The sequence below is a fragment of the Thioclava arctica genome (assembly GCF_040892615.1).
GTDB lineage: Bacteria > Pseudomonadota > Alphaproteobacteria > Rhodobacterales > Rhodobacteraceae > Thioclava > Thioclava arctica.
The window spans coordinates 59,937-76,163 of sequence record NZ_JBFRYC010000006.1; the positions used below are offsets into that span (position 1 = coordinate 59,937).

A 16,227-nucleotide genomic window follows, 5' to 3' on the forward strand; every position below is an offset into this window, starting at 1 on the left:
CCGGGGTTTTGCAGTCCGGGGGCGTCTTTTTAAACGGTTTCGGGGGAGTGCCGGATGTCGCCGATCTTGCAAGGGTTGATCACGATCGTGCTGGGGGTAGGGGGCTGTGTGGCCTATTTCTACACCTCGAACCTGATCCTCGACAAAGTTATCTTCCCGCCAAAGGGGGCCAATCCGGGGCGCAATATCAACCGCGCCAATATGGTGCGCCCGTGGCTTTTCATGTTGCCTGCCATTCTGGCCCTGGGAACCTATCTGGCCTATCCGGTTGTGGGCTCGTTCTGGCGGTCGTTGTTTAATCGCGATGGCTCGCAATTCATCGGCTTGGGCAATTACGAAAAACTCGCGGTCGACGACACGTTTCGCCAAGCGGTACTGAACAACTTCCTTTGGGTGCTGTTCGTGCCTGCGCTGGCGACGTTTTTCGGGCTGATGGCGGCGCAGCTGACAGATCGGCTGAAATGGGGGAATTTCGCGAAATCCCTGATTTTCATGCCAATGGCGATCAGTTTCGTTGGTGCCTCGCTGATCTGGAAATTCGTTTACGCCAACAATCCCACGATCGGTATGATCAATGCGGTGCGCGATTATTTCCACCTGATCCCGGTCGATCCGCTGCAAATTCCGTTCTGGAACAACTTCTTCCTGATGGTGATCCTGATCTGGATTCAGACCGGCTTTGCGATGGTGATCCTGTCGGGCGCGCTGCGTGGCATTCCCGAGGAAACCGTCGAAGCAGCGGTGCTGGACGGGGCCAATTCCTTCCAGTTGTTTTTCAAGATCAAAGTGCCCCAGATCATGTCCACGATCATCGTTGTCTGGACGACGATCACGATCCTTGTGCTCAAGGTGTTTGACATCGTCTACGCCACGACGGGGGGCAATTTCGGCACACAGATCCTGCCCAGTTACATGATGCAATATATGTTCCGCGATGACGGGCGCGCGACGGCGGTGGCCTTTGTCATCATGATCATCGTGCTGCCGGTGATGATCTGGAACATCGTTCAAGCCCGCAAGGAGTTGCGCTGATGGCCGCTATCGCTGGACAGAAATCGCGCCTGACTTGGGCGGTGAATATCTCGGTTGTGATCATGGTCGTGGCGTGGCTGATCCCGACGGTGGGGTTGTTGGTCTCGTCGTTTCGCACCACCGATCAAATTAGCCAATCGGGTTGGTGGGACGCGGCGTTCCCGGTGGAAAAGGCGTTTCGTGACCGTATTCCGGGCGATGGCGAAACGCAGGCGGATGGCAAATATGTGCTGACGGGTGATCTGCTGACCAATGGGCAAAACGCAGCCGATCTGAAATCGGGCACGGTGATCAAGGCTTTTGGCATCTCGGGCATCAAGCCCAGCAAATACAAGGCCGGAGAGACCGCCGATCTGGGCGATGGCGGCACGTTGGTTGTGAACAAAGACGGCAGCTACACCGCCACCAGCACGACCAGTTTTCAGGGCAGCGGCCCAAGGGTCTATTTCGTGGCCGATATGCCGCCCGCCTTCACGCTTTCGAATTACAAAGAGGTCCTGTTTTCCGACGGTATGGGGCAGGCGTTCATGAACACGCTGACGGTCACGATTCCGGCCACGATCATCCCAATCCTGGTGGCGGCGTTTGCGGCTTATGCCTTGGCCTGGATGGAGTTTCCCGGGCGTGGCTTGCTGATTGCGGCCGTGGTCGGGTTGCTGGTCGTGCCGCTGCAACTGGCGCTGGTGCCGCTGCTGCGTCTGCATCAGGATATCGGGATTGGCCAAAGCTTCCTTGGGATATGGCTGGCCCATACCGGGTTTGGTCTGCCACTCGCGATCTATTTGTTGCGCAACTACATGGTCGGCCTGCCGCGCGATATTATCGAGAGCGCCAAGGTTGATGGCGCGACCGATTTCCAGATATTCATGAAGATTGTGCTGCCTTTGTCATTCCCGGCGCTCGCTTCTTTTGCAATCTTCCAGTTTCTCTGGGTTTGGAACGACCTTTTGGTGGCCAAGGTGTTTTTGCCGGCCAATGACGGGTCCAAAGTGATGACCGTGAAGATCGCCGATGATCTGCTGGGGTCGCGCGGAGGGGATTGGGGCATTCTGGCCGCAGCCGCCTTCGTGTCGATCGCCGTGCCGCTCTTGGTGTTCTTCTCGATGCAACGATATCTTGTGCGGGGCCTGTTGGCAGGCTCGGTGAAAGGCGGCTGATGAATTCCCTATCTAAAAATGACGACTGGTGGCGCGGAGCGGTGATTTACCAGATCTATCCGCGCAGCTTTCAAGACAGTAATGGCGACGGTGTGGGCGATCTGCTGGGCATCGTGCGCCGGCTGCCCCATGTGGCCAGCCTCGGGGCGGATGCGATCTGGATTTCGCCCTTCTTCACCTCGCCGATGAAAGATTTCGGCTATGACGTCAGCGATTATTGCGATGTCGATCCGATGTTTGGCAATCTGGCCGATTTCGATCAGGTGATTGCGATGGCGCATGCTTTGGGCCTGAAAGTGTTGATCGATCTGGTGCTGAGCCACACGTCTGATCAGCACCCTTGGTTCAAGGAAAGCCGTGTCAGCCGCGACAATCCGAAATCGGATTGGTATGTCTGGGCCGATCCCAAACCCGATGGCACGCCGCCCAACAACTGGCTGTCGATCTTTGGCGGGTCAGGCTGGCAATGGGATGCGCGGCGCGAGCAATATTACATGCACAACTTCCTAGTGTCGCAACCCGATCTGAACTTTCACAATCCCGAAGTGCAGCAGGAATTGCTCAATGTGGCGCAGTTCTGGCTAGAGCGCGGCGTGGATGGGTTTCGTCTTGATACGATCAACTTCTACATGCATGACGATCAGCTGCGCGACAATCCGCCCCTGCCAATCGCAGAGCGCAACGATCAGACCGCGCCCAAGGTGAATCCCTACAATCACCAGCGCCATATCTATGACAAGAACAACCCCGAGAACCTGCGGTTTCTGCGCAAGCTGCGCACGCTGATGAACAATTACAACGCCGCCGCGGTGGGCGAGGTGGGTGACAGTCAGCGCGGGCTTGAGATCTTGGGTGAATACACCTCGGGCGATGACAAGATGCAGATGTCTTACGCGTTCGAGCTATTGTCTGGGCATGAACCGCTCAAGGCGCAGTTCTTATACGATTTGTTTTCCAAGGTGGAAAAGGTCGCCGCGGATGGCTGGGTCTGCTGGGCCTATTCCAACCATGACGTGGAACGCCACATCACCCGCTGGGATCTCTCGCCTGCGGCTGCGCGCCTTTATACAACGCTGATGATGTGCATCAAAGGCTCGATCTGTCTCTATCAGGGCGAGGAGCTGGGGCTGCCCGAGGCAGAGCTGACCTTTGAGGATCTGCAAGACCCGTATGGCAAGGAGTTCTGGCCCGAGTTCAAGGGCCGCGATGGCTGCCGCACGCCCATGGTCTGGGAACGCGACGGCGCGCATGGCGGGTTTTCACCCGTGCGGCCTTGGCTGCCTGTGCCCTCGCAGCATTTCAACCTTGCCGCCGATCAGGCGGAACACGATCCGGCCTCGCTGCTGCATCACTATCGCCGCGCCATCGCGTTTCGGCGCAACCATCAGGTGCTGCGCGACGGAAGCCTTGAAGACATGTATGTCTCGGGCGACCTGCTGGTGTTCACGCGCAAAAACGCGAATGAGACGATCCTGTGTTATTTCAATCTGTCCGATCAGCCGGTGACTGCCGCCGTGCCGCCGGGCAACTGGGTTACGGTCGGGGGAGAGCTGGGCTCGATCCGTCCGATGAGTGATCACACGCTGCATCTGGGTCCGTGGCAGCCAAGCATCCTGCATCTCGATACATGAGGGGCAGAGGGGGAAAAGTATGGCCGATCTGAAACTGGAAAATGTCTCGAAATCCTATGGCGAGGTGAGCGTCCTCAAGGACATCAATCTCGACATTCAATCGGGCGAGTTGATCGTGTTTGTCGGGCCTTCGGGCTGCGGTAAATCCACCCTGTTGCGCATGATCGCGGGGCTGGAAAAGATCACCGGTGGGTCACTGGATATCGACGGGGTGCGCGTGAACGATGTGCCCCCCGCCAATCGCGGCATCGCGATGGTGTTCCAATCCTATGCGCTTTATCCGCATATGACGGTGCGCGATAACATGGCGTTTGCGCTCAAAATTGCTAAGCAAAGCAAAGAGGAGATCGATACCGCTGTCGAGAAGGCGGCCAAGATGCTGCAGCTGACCGATTATCTCGACCGTTTGCCCAAGGCGCTTTCGGGCGGGCAGCGTCAGCGGGTTGCGATTGGCCGTGCTATTGTGCGCGATCCCAAGGTGTTCCTGTTTGACGAGCCGCTTTCGAACCTCGATGCCGCCCTGCGCGTGGCCACAAGGATCGAGATCGCGCAGCTCAAGGAATCCATGCCCGACCGCACGATGATCTACGTCACCCACGATCAGGTCGAGGCGATGACATTGGCGACCCGGATCGTGGTGCTCGCCAATAAAGGCATCGCGCAGGTCGGCTCTCCGCTGGACCTCTATGAACGCCCCGAAAACGAGTTCGTCGCGCAGTTTATCGGCAGCCCGGCCATGAACCTGATCCCCGGCAAGATCACCGCGACGGGGGCACGCACCGAGGTGACGCTGGAAAACGGGGTCAAGGCCTATTCCGCAGTGCCCACGCAAGAGGGCGATCTGGGTCGCAAGGTCAATATCGGCGTGCGTCCCGAAGATTTCAAACCGGGTGGAGAGCAGGATTGCTGCTTTACCGGCAAGGTCGCGATCACCGAAAAACTGGGTGAGGTGACGCTTTTGTATTTCGAACCGCAAAGCGGGCGCGATGCGGTGATTGCCAAGCTGCCCGGTATCCATAACGGGCTGCGCGCCAGCACGGTCACGCTGGCCGCTGATCCCGAAAAGATCCATCTCTTCGCGGACGGGCGGTCGCTTCTTTACCGTTGATGTCGCAAGCAGGCCATGCCGAACCGCGCGCCCCGGCTAGTTTCAGGGGAAAGCAACGGGCGGAGGCAAGCATGGCCGATTCGGATTTGGGTGAACGTACGGCTCGGCGCGCACGCGGCGGTGGTGGGGCTGCACGGCGTGCTGAACGCACCGCGGTGCGGGTGGAGTTTTCTCGCTACATCACGCGCAACATCCCCGATCTCGAAATCCTCAACGAAGAGGCCTTGCAGATCATCGAGGCCAATGCCGAAACGGTTCTCGAAGAGATCGGCATCAATTTCGTCGAAAATCCCGCCGCTCTGGCGCTGTGGCGTGAGGCCGGGGCCGATATCGACGGCGAACGGGTGCGCATCCCGCGCGGGCTGGCGCGCAAGCTCTGTGCCACTGCGCCCAGCCAGTTCACCCAACACGCCCGCAACCCCGAGCGCAATGTCGAGATCGGCGGGCGCAACCTCGTGCTGGCCCCGGTTTATGGCCCTCCCTTCGTGCGCGACAGCGCGGGCGGGCGGCGCTACGCCACGATCGCTGATTTTCGCAATTTCGTGAAACTCGGGCAAATGTCGAAATGGCTGCATCACTCGGGCGGCACAGTCTGCGAACCCACCGATGTTGCGGTGAACAAGCGCCATCTCGACATGCTGCACGCCCATATGACGCTAAGCGACAAGCCCTATATGGGCTCGGTCACGGAACCCTCGCGCGCCGCGGACAGCGTCGAAATGTCAAAAATTCTCTTTGGCGATCAATTCGTTGATGAGCATGCGGTGATGACCTCGCTGATCAATATCAACTCGCCCCTGACCTTTGATTCCACGATGATGGGCGCGCTGGAGATTTATGCGCGCGCGGGTCAGGCCTGCATCATCTCGCCCTTTATCGTGGGGGGGGCGATGGCGCCGGTCTCGGTTGCGGGCACGCTGACGCAGGTGCTCGCCGAGGTGCTGGCCGGCGTAGCCTATAGCCAGCTGATCCGCCCCGGCGCGCCAGTGATTTTCGGCGCCTTCGTGACCTCAATCGATATGAATTCCGGCGCGCCGACCTTTGGCACACCCGAGGCTGCGCAAATCACGCTGGGCGCGGGTCAACTCGCGCGCCGTCTTGGGCTGCCCTACCGCTCGGCGGGCGGGTTTACCGGCTCGAAACTGCCCGATGCGCAGGCCGCCTATGAAAGTGCGAATACGCTAAATACCGGGCTTCTCTCGGGGGTGAATTTCATGCTGCATGCCTGCGGCTGGCTTGAAGGCGGGCTGGTGGCATCCTACGAGAAATTCGTGATGGACGCCGATCAGCTTGGCTATCTGCACAAACTCGCCGCCGGCATCGATATGAGCGAAAATGGTCAGGCGATGGACGCACTGCGCGAAATCGGTCCGGGCGGGCATTTTCTGGGCTGTGAACACACTCAAGCCAATTACAAAGAGGCGTTCTGGCGCACCAACCTGCTCGATTATCGCCCATTCGAGACATGGGACGAGCAAGGCGCGCCTGACACAATGGCGCTGGCCGAAAAGCGCGTTGCCAAGCTGTTAGCCGACTACCAGCCCCCCGCGTTGGACCCAGCTATTGCAGAGGCGCTTGACGCCTATGTGGCACAGAAGAAAGCCGCCGTGCCCGATGCGTTTTTATGAACGGTTAAGGGGGGCGCTGCCCCTCTTTGCTGCGCAAATTCACCCCGGGATATTTCGATCAAGAGGAAGCAGGCCGCCTTGGTCTTCCTCTTGATCGAAATATCCCCGCCGGAGGCAAGTTTGGGTGCACTTGGCGCAAGGTCCGAGTTTGACGCGCTTCCTGTTTGACCCTGTGGCCAAAGGCAGCCTAGATAGGGGCCAGTGAGCGGCGCGGAGAAGACGCATGAAAGTTATCATCTGCGGGGCGGGTCAGGTTGGCTGGCAGATCGCGCGCCATCTTGCGGGCGAGCGCAATGATGTGACGGTGGTTGATTCCAATCCTGATCTGGTGCGCCGTGCGGCGGATACGCTGGATGTTCAGGGCGTAGTGGGCTTTGCCTCGCATCCCGATGTGCTGGAACGCGCGGGCGCGCGCGATTGCGACCTGATGATTGCCGCGACCCATTCCGATGAGGTGAATATGGTGACCTGTCAGGTTGCCATGTCGGTCTTTGGCATCACCCGCAAGATCGCGCGCATTCGGGCGCAGGCCTATCTTGCGCCGCAATATTCCGATCTTTATCGGCGCGATCACCTGCCCATTGACGTGGTGATCAGCCCCGAACGCGAGGTCGCGGACGCCGCGCTGCAGCGCCTTGCCGCGCCCTCGACCTTTGATACCGAAAGCTTTCTGGATTCCCAATTGCAGCTTTTGGGGATTGATCTGGATGTCGATTGTCCGGTGCTGGAAACGCCACTACGTCAGCTGACCGATCTGTTCTCGACGCTGCGCGCGCTGGTCGTGGGGATACGTCGCGAGGGGCGGTTGTTCGCGCCAGAGCCGGGCGATCAGTTGTTTGCGGGCGATCAGATCTATGTGTTCTCCCATATCGAGGACACGTCGCGCACGCTTGATATCTTTGGCAAATCCACGCGCAAGCAAGAGCGTATCGTGATCATTGGCGGGGGCAATGTAGGGCTGGGCGTGGCGCGCGCGTTGGAGGCTCGAACCGACCGGGTACGCGCCAAGATCATCGAGGCCAACCGCGAGCGCGCCGAGCAGGCCGCCGATGCGCTGGATCGCACGATTGTTCTCAATGGCGACGGGATGAGTTCGGAATTGCTTGAAGAGGCCAATATCGCCAATGCCGATGCAGTGCTTGCGGTGACCGATGACGACAAGACCAACATTCTCGTTTCGGTGCGTGCCAAGCAGGCGGGCTGCAAAATGGCGATTTGTTTGATCAATGATCCCACGCTGGCGCCGTTGCTGAATGCGCTGGATATCGACGCCTATATCAACCCGCGCGCCACCACCGTATCCTCGATCCTGCGCCATATTCGCCACGGGCGTGTGCGCGCGATCTATTCGATTGGCGATGCCGAGGCCGAGGTGATCGAGGCGCAGGTCATGGGCACCTCGCCGATGTCGGGGCGTATGGTGCGCGACATTGATTTCCCCGAGGGCGTGTTGATCGGAATGATTCGCAAGGGCGACACGCTGATCAAACCCTCAGGCAACACCCGCGTTGATGAGGGCGATATCGTTGTGCTGTTTGCGCTGAGCGCGGATGTCCCGGAGGTGGAGCGCCTGTTGCAGGTCTCCATCGATTTCTTCTGATGAAACGCGTGCTTAAGGGCTTGCCGGTGCCGATCCAGCTGATGCTGGTATCCTCCTTGGCGATGTTTTTGCCCGCTACCCACGCGCTGATCACCCATCACCACGAGATCTCGCGGTCGTTCTTTTATTCCGGGGTGTTGTTCTTGTTTGTGTCGGTGCTGGTGGCGCTGGCCAATGCCGCCAATACCCGTCCGCGCCGGTCTGGCCGTGCAAGCCTTTTGAGTATGCTCGCGGTGTTTCTGATCTTGCCGATGATGCTGGCCGTGCCGTTTGATCAATCGCTGCCCGACACCAGTTTTTTCAATAGCTGGTGGGAGATGGTGTCCTCGCTCACCACCACCGGGGGCACGCTTTATGACCCCGCGCGCCTGCCCGGATCGCTGCATCTGTGGCGCGGTTTGGTGGCCTGGATGGGCGGGTTTTACATGCTCGTGATGGCGATTGCGGTGCTTGCGCCGATGCGGCTGGGTGGGTTTGAGGTGTTCTTTTCGGGCGGCCCGTCAGGTGCGCCAAGTGCGAACGCCCCAGCAGCCGATGGCGGCGCGCAAACAGGCGATCGTATCGCCCATTACGCCACCCGGATTGCCCCGGCCTATGTCGGACTGACGGGGCTGTTATGGCTGGGGTTGCTGATGGCAGGCGATCCGCCCCTTGTGGGGTTGATCCACGCGATGTCCACGCTGTCGACTTCGGGGATTTCACCTGTGGGGGGGATGTCGGGCAGTTCGTCCGGGTTGCCAGGCGAGATGCTGATCTTTCTGTTTTTCATCCCCGCATTGTCGCGCCGCCTTTGGCCCGGCGGTGGCGAATTGCGCGCCTCGGACAAGATTCGCAACGATCCCGAATTGCGACTGGCAGCCTTTCTGGTGGTGATCGTGCCGCTATTTCTGTTTCTGCGCCATTGGCTGGCCGCGCTTGAGGTCAAGATGCCGGCCAATTTTGGGGCGATCTTTCGCTCGATCTGGGGCAGCCTGTTTACCTCGCTCTCCTTCCTGACAACGACGGGGTTTGAATCCACCGCGTGGCATGATGCGCGCGATTGGTCGGGGCTGGGCACGCCGGGGCTGATTTTGGCGGGGCTGGCAATCATCGGAGGTGGGGTGGCGACCACGGCAGGGGGCGTGCGTCTGTTGCGCGTTTATGCACTGCTGCGTCACGGCGAGCGTGAACTCGACAAGCTGATCTACCCGACCTCGGTGGCGGGGGGCGGTGCGATGGCGCGCAAGCTGCGCCGCGACGGGGCCTATATCAGTTGGATTTTCTTCATGCTGTTTGCGATTTCGATTGCGGTCGTGATGATGCTGGTCTCGCTGTTCGGACTATCCTTTGAACCTGCAACGATCCTTAGCATCGCGGCGCTGTCCAATACCGGGCCGCTGGCGCAGATTGCCGCTGATATTCCGCTTAGCTGGGCGACGCTAAGCGAGCCTGTCAAAGCGGTGTTCGCGCTGGCAATGGTGCTGGGTCGACTAGAGACATTGGCGATTATTGCGCTGTTCAACCCCGAGTTTTGGCGCGGTTGATCGGAAAGAAATTGCGCAAAATCCGCTCATTCTCCTAACAATATGTTTTTTGGGCTGGAATCTTTGGCTCAGCACTGCATATTTTAGGACGAGCAGGTCAACGGGGCTGCTGCATGCGCGACAATAATAAGGGCAAGAACAATGGCTGGCGATAAACAGAACCTTCAGGACGCGTTTCTTAACCACGTCCGCAAGACCAAAGTGCCTGTGACGATCTTTCTGATCAATGGGGTAAAACTGCAGGGTGTGATCACATGGTTTGACAATTTTTGCGTACTTTTGCGTCGCGATGGTCAATCGCAGCTTGTCTATAAGCATGCCATTTCCACGATCATGCCGGGTCAACCGATCTCGCTTTATGAAGGCGAAGACTGAGTGCGCCGCAATTGAGCGATCTACATTCCTCTGAACGCGCGCCCACGCGTGCTTTCGTCCTCCATCCCGACATCCCGTCGCGAGAGGGGCCTCGTCATTTGCCGAAATTTGCGCTCGCCGAGGCGGTGTCTTTGGCGCATGCGTTGCCCGGTCTTGAGGTGATCGGCGGGCAGATCGTGCGCCTGCCCAAACCCCATCCGGGCCATCTGTTTGGCACCGGCAAAATGGCCGAGCTGAAAGCGCAGCTTGAGGCAGATGAGATTGAGTTGGTGCTGGTCGACGGACCGGTCTCGCCGGTGCAGCAGCGCAATCTGGAGAAGGAATGGGGCGTCAAGCTGCTTGATCGCACCGGGCTGATTCTCGAAATCTTTGCCGATCGCGCGCGCACCCGTGAGGGCGTTTTGCAGGTGGAATTGGCCGCGCTCAGCTATCAGCGTACGCGTCTGGTGCGCGCCTGGACCCACCTGGAACGCCAGCGCGGCGGGCTTGGCTTTGTCGGTGGCCCCGGCGAAACCCAGATCGAGGCGGACCGACGTGCGATTGACGATCAGATGGTGCGTCTGCGCAGGCAATTGGCGCGCGTTGTGAAAACCCGCGAACTGCACCGGGCCGCGCGCCGTAAGATCCCGTTCCCGATTGTCGCACTGGTGGGCTATACCAATGCGGGCAAATCGACGCTGTTCAACACCGTGACGGGGGCGGATGTTCTGGCCAAGGACATGCTGTTTGCCACGCTCGATCCGACGATGCGCGGCCTGACACTGCCTTCAGGGCGCAAGGTCATTATGTCGGATACGGTGGGGTTTATTTCCGATTTGCCCCATGAACTGGTCGCGGCCTTTCGCGCCACGCTCGAAGAGGTGCTCGAGGCGGATCTGATCTTGCATGTGCGCGACATCGCCCATCCCGAAACTGAGGAACAGGCAGCCGATGTGAACGACATTCTGGCCACGTTGGGCGTGGATGAGGATGTGGTCGCGTTGGAGGTCTGGAACAAGATCGACGCGCTCGAGCCCGATCAACGCGCGGCCCTGCAAGTGCAAGCCAGCCGTGAGCCCGAGATTGAGGCGATTTCGGCGCTGACCGGGGCGGGGCTTGATGACCTGCTGAGTGCAATTGACAGCCGTTTGGCGGAAGAAAAGCTGTTTGAGACCTTGGATCTGACCTTTGAACAGGGGCGCAAACACGCGTGGCTGCATGAACAGAACGTGGTGCGCGCCGAGCGTCAGACAAAAACCGGCTGGCGCTGTGATGTCGAATGGAGCGCTGAACAGCGAAATCGTTTTCGCGCGCTTTAACAAGTGCTTGCTGGACGTAGCTCAACGCAGTGCGGCTTGATCCTGCATCCTTTCGGAGGCTTAGGTCGGCTCGCGCACGATGCGAAACATCGCGCGCCGCTCATCTGGTGTCATCTCGGCAAGATGCTCGCGCGGTGACTTGGGCGCGCTGACGTTTTGCATTGGGGGCTTGCCAAAGGGCGTTTGGGTCTCCGAAAATCCCTGCAAATTGGGGCGCAGCGGGGCCGGGGTTTCGGTGGCGGGTTGCGCTTGGATCTCGATCTTCGTCATGCGCACATTGGTAACCTCAAAACGACGCGGCGTGCGGCCAATTTCGCCTTCTGCCACGAAACAACCCAGGGCCCGGCTGACATCGCCGAAATCTGAGGTGAGCGGCAAAATCAGCAAACGCGCCATCATCTCGGGTTTGCCGATGCTGGTCTCGGCGCATAGCTCAACCTCGGCAATCGCGGGATCGGAAAAGACGGCTTCGGTGATCTTGGCAATCTGCTTGCGCCCCTCGGGGGCAAACAACGCACTGAGCGGCATGCCGCGCACCTCCATGCCCATCAAATCGTTCAGATGCATCCCGGCGAGGCGAAACCGCCCCATGCCCGGCGCCACGCGTTCCAAAACGAACGAGAACTCCAGCGCGCGCTCAATGCCTCGGGGGTTGACCTCAGAGCGCGGCGGCACCGCGCGCCCTTTGCGCAGCGCTTCCCAATAGGCGCGCAACTCATTTCTGACCCGACGTCCCGTGCCAGAACCTATAGTAATCACTCTACTATCGCTGTCGTTTTCCATTTCATACCTGCCATTGCGAGCGCGTATCGGCGGTGTCATCATAACACGATATTGCCGTTTTGCTGTTATCTGAACCGTCCCGTTCGGTGACCTGTTCCAATCGTTTGGCTTGACCGGCGGGGCTGAATTGTTACTGAACTCTTAATACGCCTATTTTTCGCTAAATGGAGAACAAAACCTTTAAATGGTTAAGCAGCCCCAACCTCCCCGCGCCCCCATCCGCACCGTTTCGATGACGGGTTTTGCCTCTGGCCAAGGGGCGGGGCACGATCATGACTGGAGTTGGGAAATCCGTTCAGTCAATGGCAAGGGGTTGGATCTGCGCCTGCGCCTGCCGGAACTGGAGGGGCTAGAGGCAGGGGTGCGCCGCGAGGTCGCAGCCGTGGCAACGCGGGGCAATATTCAATTAACGCTGCGTCTGAGCCGACAAGGCGGGGGCGAGACGTTGCGCGTCAATCATCCTGCACTTGAAGCCGCCCTTGATGCGGTGATGGCCGCAGAAGTGGCGGCCAAAGATCGCGGCGTCACGATTGTCGCGCCCAATCCCGTCGAAATTTTGGCGATGCGGGGCGTGTTGGAACAATCGCTCCCCCCTCTGTCAGACCCCAAAGCGCTGTGTGATGCGCTGCTGGATAATGTGCAAACGGTGCTGGCGGATTTTCTGGCGATGCGGATGGCGGAGGGGGCCGAACTGGGGCAGGTGATCGCCACCCAGATCGAGCGGATCACCGAACTGACGCAAGCGGCCGAACACGCCGCCGCCGCCCGCCGCCCCGAGGTTGCGCGCGCCTTGCGTGACAGCCTTACGCGGGTGATGGAGGGGGCGCATGGCGCTGATGAGGCACGCGTTTCCCAAGAACTTGCGCTTTTGGCGGTGAAGGCCGACATCACCGAAGAAATCGACCGGCTGCGCGCCCATATCGCCGCAGCCTGGGCCTTACTGTCCGATCCCGGAGCGGTGGGGCGCAAGTTTGAATTTCTCACCCAAGAATTCGTGCGCGAGGCCAATACATTATGTTCGAAATCAAATGATGCGGCGTTGACGGCGATCGGGCTTGATCTGAAATACGCCATCGATCAGATGCGCGAACAGATTCAGAACGTGGAGTAAGCTGATGCAAACGCCTCGCCGTCGTGGCCTGCTGATAATCCTGTCTTCGCCCTCTGGCGCGGGCAAATCCACCTTGGCGCGTCGCTTGATGCAATGGGACCCGACACTGCGCTTTTCGGTGTCCGCCACCACTCGCCAACCGCGCAGCGGCGAAACGGATGGGGTGGAGTATTTCTTTAAGACGCGTTCAGAATTCGCGGCATTGGTCGAAGCGGATGGGATGCTCGAACATGCCGAGGTGTTTGGCAATTTCTACGGCACGCCCAAAGGCCCGGTGGAAACTGCGATGGCGCAGGGGCGCGATACGCTGTTTGATATCGACTGGCAGGGTGGCCAGCAGATCCGCCGTTCGAGCTTGGCCAAGGATGTGGTCTCGATCTTTATCCTGCCGCCCTCGATTGCCGATCTCGAGTCGCGCTTGCGCACCCGCGCGCAAGATAGCGACGAGGTGATCGCAACGCGCATGGCGAAATCGCGCGATGAGATCAGCCATTGGGGCGAATATGATTATGTCATCATCAACCGCGATGTGGACGCCGCCGAAGCCGAGCTGAAAACCATTCTCACCGCCGAGCGTGCCCGTGCGGATCGCCAACCCGGCCTGAACGAATTCGTTCGCGCCCTCAATGCGGAGTTTGATGCGCGATGATCTATGAGCTTGATGGGATTGCCCCGCAAATTTCACCCGATGCCTGGGTCGCCGCCGATGCCAACCTGATTGGCAAAGTGGTACTGGAGGGCGCGGCCTCGGTCTGGTTTGGCGCGACGCTGCGCGGCGACAATGAAGAAATCCGCGTTGGCGCGGGCTCGAATGTGCAGGAAAACGTGGTGTGCCATACCGATATGGGGTTTCCCTTGGTGATCGGGGCGAATTGCACGATTGGCCATAAGGCGATGCTGCATGGCTGCGTGATCGGGGACGGCTCGTTGATCGGGATGGGCGCGACGGTGTTGAACGGCGCCAAGATCGGGCGAGGTTGCTTGATCGGGGCGGGCGCGTTGATCACCGAGGGCAAGGAGATCCCCGACGGGTCTTTGGTGATGGGTGCGCCGGGCAAGGTGGTGCGCCAGCTTGATGCGGCCGCGCAGGACCAGCTTTTGCAATCGGCCGTTCACTATCGCGAAAACGCGGCGCGCTTTGGCGCGGGGATGCGACCGATCAGCTAATGATCGCGCTCGGATCCCGGTGGCACTTCGAAGATGTGGAAATCAAGTTTGGGAAATTCTGCCTTCACCTCGGTGCAGATCACTTTCGCGTTGGGCACCGGCGCGCAATAGGCCCGCACCGCGCCCTGATAGCCCAGATCGGTCAAAAGCCGCGCCAGATCGAGTATATCGAAGCGCACCGATAAAAGCGGTGCAAGAACCATCTCTGGGGCAATATCCGCAAGCAGTTCCGACGAGATCGATTCAAACTGCACCACGTTTAGGCTGAGCCCCTCAATCCCGTGCAGCGCGATTGGCAATTCGCGCACTGGATCGACCAACAGCATTCTTCGACAGTTGCTGAGCGCTTTGGAATGCAGGAAAACTGCGCGCAATGCCTGACGAGAATAGGGCAGTTGGGACATCGAATTCGGACACTTTCTTGACTCAATACACGTGTCGTCTGGCGTGGCGGATCTATGTCTTTCACCCGGATTACACGCTAGGGTTTAGCCCGCCCCTTTGCGGGCCTCAAGCGCAGTTTCGCAGTCTGCAAAATGAATGTCACACTAAAGGCTTAAGAAATACTAAACAGGTGACTATGGAATCGCCGCGACCCGTTTACACTTAACAGATTTTTCATCAACTGTGCACAAAGTCTTGAATGGAGCCTCAATGAGCGATCCAAATATCTCTGCGCTGATTGAGATTTTGCCCCATGCAGCGCTGGTCATCGGGCATGATGAACGTATCGTGGCGATCAACCCCGAGGCCCGGCGGATCTTTGGCGCGCATGCGCTGGCACGGTCTTATGTTACAATTTTGCGGCAACCCGATTTTGGTGTCGCTGTTGAAGGCGCGCTTCGGGGCGAACAACCAGACCGTGTGCGCTTGCGTCTGATCGCGCGGGATGGCGGGCACAGCGTGCAATTGGCCAGCGTGGTAGCGCTCGCGCCAGAGTTGTCGGGCGGCAAGGGCGGGGTGTTGGTGAGCTTTGAAGATATCACGGCGCTGGAAACGGCAGTCGAGATGCGGCGCGATTTTGTGGCCAATGTCAGCCATGAATTGCGCACGCCGCTGACCGCCTTGATGGGCTTTATCGAGACGTTGCGCACCGCCGCGCGCGATGATCCCGCCGCGCGCGACCGTTTCCTGAGCATCATGGAGCGGGAGGCGGCGCGTATGAACCGTTTGGTGGGCGATCTTTTGTCGCTCAGCCGGGTTGAGGGCGAAGAGCGGATGCGCCCAACCGGCATGGTCGATATCAGCGCTGTGTTGCGCTCGGTGATGCAAACGCTTGAACATAGCGCGCAATCGGCATCGGTGACCCTGATCCGTGAGGGCGAGGGCGGGGAGATGAAAGTGCCCGGCGATTGCGATCAGTTGACCCAAGTCTTCACCAACCTGATCGAGAATGCGATCAAATATGGCGGGCAGGGCGGTGAGGTGCGTGTCGCCGTGAGCCGTCTGGCCAGTGAGCCAGTGCTGCGCGGTCGGGCCCTGCGCATCGAAGTCACTGATCGCGGCGAGGGGATTGATCCGCTGCAACTGCCGCGCCTGACCGAACGGTTTTACCGTGTCGACACCCATCGCTCGCGCGAGAAAGGCGGCACTGGGCTGGGGCTTGCGATCGTCAAGCATATCGTGGCGCGCCATCGTGGCCGGATGCGGATCGAAAGCACGCCGGGCGAGGGCAGCAAGTTCACCATCATCCTGCCCGAAACCTGAAGCGCGCCCCACTTTGACCCGTTTGGCGCTTAATCGGGGCAGAGTCGCCCATTTGGCTTGCCAAGCCTGCGCACAGCGTCTATATCGCGCGCACTTCACAGGCGGAG

The 16,227-nt window shown here is 59.5% G+C and carries 15 protein-coding genes; 13 read left to right on the plus strand and 2 right to left on the minus strand.

The window, feature by feature from the left end; all coding sequences use genetic code 11:
- Window positions 1–54: 54 nt before the first annotated feature.
- The 9 genes from AB4874_RS11500 to hflX all read left to right on the plus strand — a co-directional run bounded on the left by AB4874_RS11500 (window position 55) and on the right by hflX (window position 11,352).
- On the plus strand, window positions 55–1,032 hold the full coding sequence (locus tag AB4874_RS11500) for a carbohydrate ABC transporter permease (protein ID WP_295535795.1): 978 nt from the start codon (window positions 55–57) through the stop codon (window positions 1,030–1,032).
- Window positions 1,032–2,189, plus strand: a complete 1,158-nt coding sequence (locus AB4874_RS11505) for a carbohydrate ABC transporter permease (protein ID WP_368392094.1) — start codon at window positions 1,032–1,034, stop codon at window positions 2,187–2,189. The genes AB4874_RS11500 and AB4874_RS11505 overlap by 1 nt, the downstream gene beginning before the upstream one ends.
- The gene (locus AB4874_RS11510) at window positions 2,189–3,820 is read left to right on the plus strand and encodes an alpha-amylase family glycosyl hydrolase (protein WP_295535790.1); all 1,632 of its coding nucleotides are present in this window, start codon (window positions 2,189–2,191) and stop codon (window positions 3,818–3,820) included. The genes AB4874_RS11505 and AB4874_RS11510 overlap by 1 nt, the downstream gene beginning before the upstream one ends.
- A gap of 19 nt (window positions 3,821–3,839) precedes the next feature.
- The gene (locus AB4874_RS11515; protein ID WP_368392095.1) at window positions 3,840–4,928 is read left to right on the plus strand and encodes an ABC transporter ATP-binding protein; all 1,089 of its coding nucleotides are present in this window, start codon (window positions 3,840–3,842) and stop codon (window positions 4,926–4,928) included.
- Between the two features lie 86 nt (window positions 4,929–5,014).
- Window positions 5,015–6,556, plus strand: coding sequence for a trimethylamine methyltransferase family protein (locus AB4874_RS11520; protein ID WP_368392201.1), 1,542 nt, complete (start codon window positions 5,015–5,017; stop codon window positions 6,554–6,556).
- A 223-nt stretch (window positions 6,557–6,779) separates the two neighbouring features.
- On the plus strand, window positions 6,780–8,156 hold the full coding sequence (gene trkA, locus AB4874_RS11525; RefSeq protein ID WP_295535786.1) for a Trk system potassium transporter TrkA: 1,377 nt from the start codon (window positions 6,780–6,782) through the stop codon (window positions 8,154–8,156).
- The gene (locus AB4874_RS11530) at window positions 8,156–9,679 is read left to right on the plus strand and encodes a TrkH family potassium uptake protein (RefSeq protein ID WP_368392096.1); all 1,524 of its coding nucleotides are present in this window, start codon (window positions 8,156–8,158) and stop codon (window positions 9,677–9,679) included. The genes trkA and AB4874_RS11530 overlap by 1 nt, the downstream gene beginning before the upstream one ends.
- Before the next feature lie 141 nt (window positions 9,680–9,820).
- Window positions 9,821–10,054 (plus strand): RNA chaperone Hfq, encoded by a 234-nt coding sequence (hfq, locus tag AB4874_RS11535; protein ID WP_275811718.1) that lies wholly within the window; start codon window positions 9,821–9,823, stop codon window positions 10,052–10,054.
- A gap of 11 nt (window positions 10,055–10,065) precedes the next feature.
- Window positions 10,066–11,352 carry a GTPase HflX gene (gene hflX / locus AB4874_RS11540; protein ID WP_295535775.1) on the plus strand — a complete coding sequence of 429 codons (1,287 nt, stop codon included), beginning with the start codon at window positions 10,066–10,068 and terminating at the stop codon, window positions 11,350–11,352.
- 60 nt (window positions 11,353–11,412) lie between these two features.
- Here hflX and AB4874_RS11545 read toward each other — a convergent pair whose 3' ends face one another.
- A complete protein-coding gene (locus AB4874_RS11545) occupies window positions 11,413–12,135 on the minus strand; it encodes a PAS domain-containing protein (RefSeq protein ID WP_368392097.1) in 723 nt (240 codons plus the stop codon).
- 184 nt (window positions 12,136–12,319) lie between these two features.
- On the opposite strand from AB4874_RS11545, the gene AB4874_RS11550 reads away from it, so the two are divergent.
- The 3 genes from AB4874_RS11550 to AB4874_RS11560 are packed head-to-tail and all read left to right on the plus strand — an operon-like array spanning window position 12,320 to window position 14,413.
- On the plus strand, window positions 12,320–13,246 hold the full coding sequence (locus AB4874_RS11550; protein ID WP_368392098.1) for a YicC/YloC family endoribonuclease: 927 nt from the start codon (window positions 12,320–12,322) through the stop codon (window positions 13,244–13,246).
- Window positions 13,247–13,250: 4 nt separating this feature from the next.
- Entirely contained in the window at window positions 13,251–13,895 is a 645-nt protein-coding gene (gene gmk, locus AB4874_RS11555) for a guanylate kinase (RefSeq protein ID WP_368392099.1), read from the plus strand.
- Window positions 13,892–14,413, plus strand: coding sequence for a gamma carbonic anhydrase family protein (locus AB4874_RS11560; RefSeq protein ID WP_368392100.1), 522 nt, complete (start codon window positions 13,892–13,894; stop codon window positions 14,411–14,413). Before gmk ends, AB4874_RS11560 begins: the two co-directional genes overlap by 4 nt.
- On the opposite strand, the gene AB4874_RS11565 is transcribed toward AB4874_RS11560, so the two are convergent.
- Window positions 14,410–14,817, minus strand: coding sequence for a hypothetical protein (locus AB4874_RS11565; RefSeq protein ID WP_368392101.1), 408 nt, complete (start codon window positions 14,815–14,817; stop codon window positions 14,410–14,412). The genes AB4874_RS11560 and AB4874_RS11565 overlap by 4 nt on opposite strands.
- Window positions 14,818–15,067: 250 nt before the next feature.
- Between AB4874_RS11565 and AB4874_RS11570 the strand changes: the two genes are divergently transcribed.
- On the plus strand, window positions 15,068–16,120 hold the full coding sequence (locus tag AB4874_RS11570) for a sensor histidine kinase (protein WP_368392102.1): 1,053 nt from the start codon (window positions 15,068–15,070) through the stop codon (window positions 16,118–16,120).
- The last annotated feature ends 107 nt before the right edge of the window (window positions 16,121–16,227 follow it).

Excerpts from the sequence above, each read along its gene's own strand:
- AB4874_RS11530 (WP_368392096.1), top strand. The coding sequence starts at position 8,156 with ATGAAACGCGTGCTTAAGGGCTTGCCGGTGCCGATCCAGCTGATGCTG.
- AB4874_RS11500 (WP_295535795.1), top strand. The coding sequence starts at position 55 with ATGTCGCCGATCTTGCAAGGGTTGATCACGATCGTGCTGGGGGTAGGG.
- trkA (WP_295535786.1), top strand. The coding sequence starts at position 6,780 with ATGAAAGTTATCATCTGCGGGGCGGGTCAGGTTGGCTGGCAGATCGCG.
- AB4874_RS11505 (WP_368392094.1), top strand. The coding sequence starts at position 1,032 with ATGGCCGCTATCGCTGGACAGAAATCGCGCCTGACTTGGGCGGTGAAT.
- AB4874_RS11545 (WP_368392097.1), bottom strand. The coding sequence starts at position 12,135 with ATGGAAAACGACAGCGATAGTAGAGTGATTACTATAGGTTCTGGCACG.
- AB4874_RS11550 (WP_368392098.1), top strand. The coding sequence starts at position 12,320 with ATGGTTAAGCAGCCCCAACCTCCCCGCGCCCCCATCCGCACCGTTTCG.
- AB4874_RS11510 (WP_295535790.1), top strand. The coding sequence starts at position 2,189 with ATGAATTCCCTATCTAAAAATGACGACTGGTGGCGCGGAGCGGTGATT.
- gmk (WP_368392099.1), top strand. The coding sequence starts at position 13,251 with ATGCAAACGCCTCGCCGTCGTGGCCTGCTGATAATCCTGTCTTCGCCC.
- AB4874_RS11515 (WP_368392095.1), top strand. The coding sequence starts at position 3,840 with ATGGCCGATCTGAAACTGGAAAATGTCTCGAAATCCTATGGCGAGGTG.
- AB4874_RS11570 (WP_368392102.1), top strand. The coding sequence starts at position 15,068 with ATGAGCGATCCAAATATCTCTGCGCTGATTGAGATTTTGCCCCATGCA.
- AB4874_RS11565 (WP_368392101.1), bottom strand. The coding sequence starts at position 14,817 with ATGTCCCAACTGCCCTATTCTCGTCAGGCATTGCGCGCAGTTTTCCTG.
- AB4874_RS11560 (WP_368392100.1), top strand. The coding sequence starts at position 13,892 with ATGATCTATGAGCTTGATGGGATTGCCCCGCAAATTTCACCCGATGCC.
- hfq (WP_275811718.1), top strand. The coding sequence starts at position 9,821 with ATGGCTGGCGATAAACAGAACCTTCAGGACGCGTTTCTTAACCACGTC.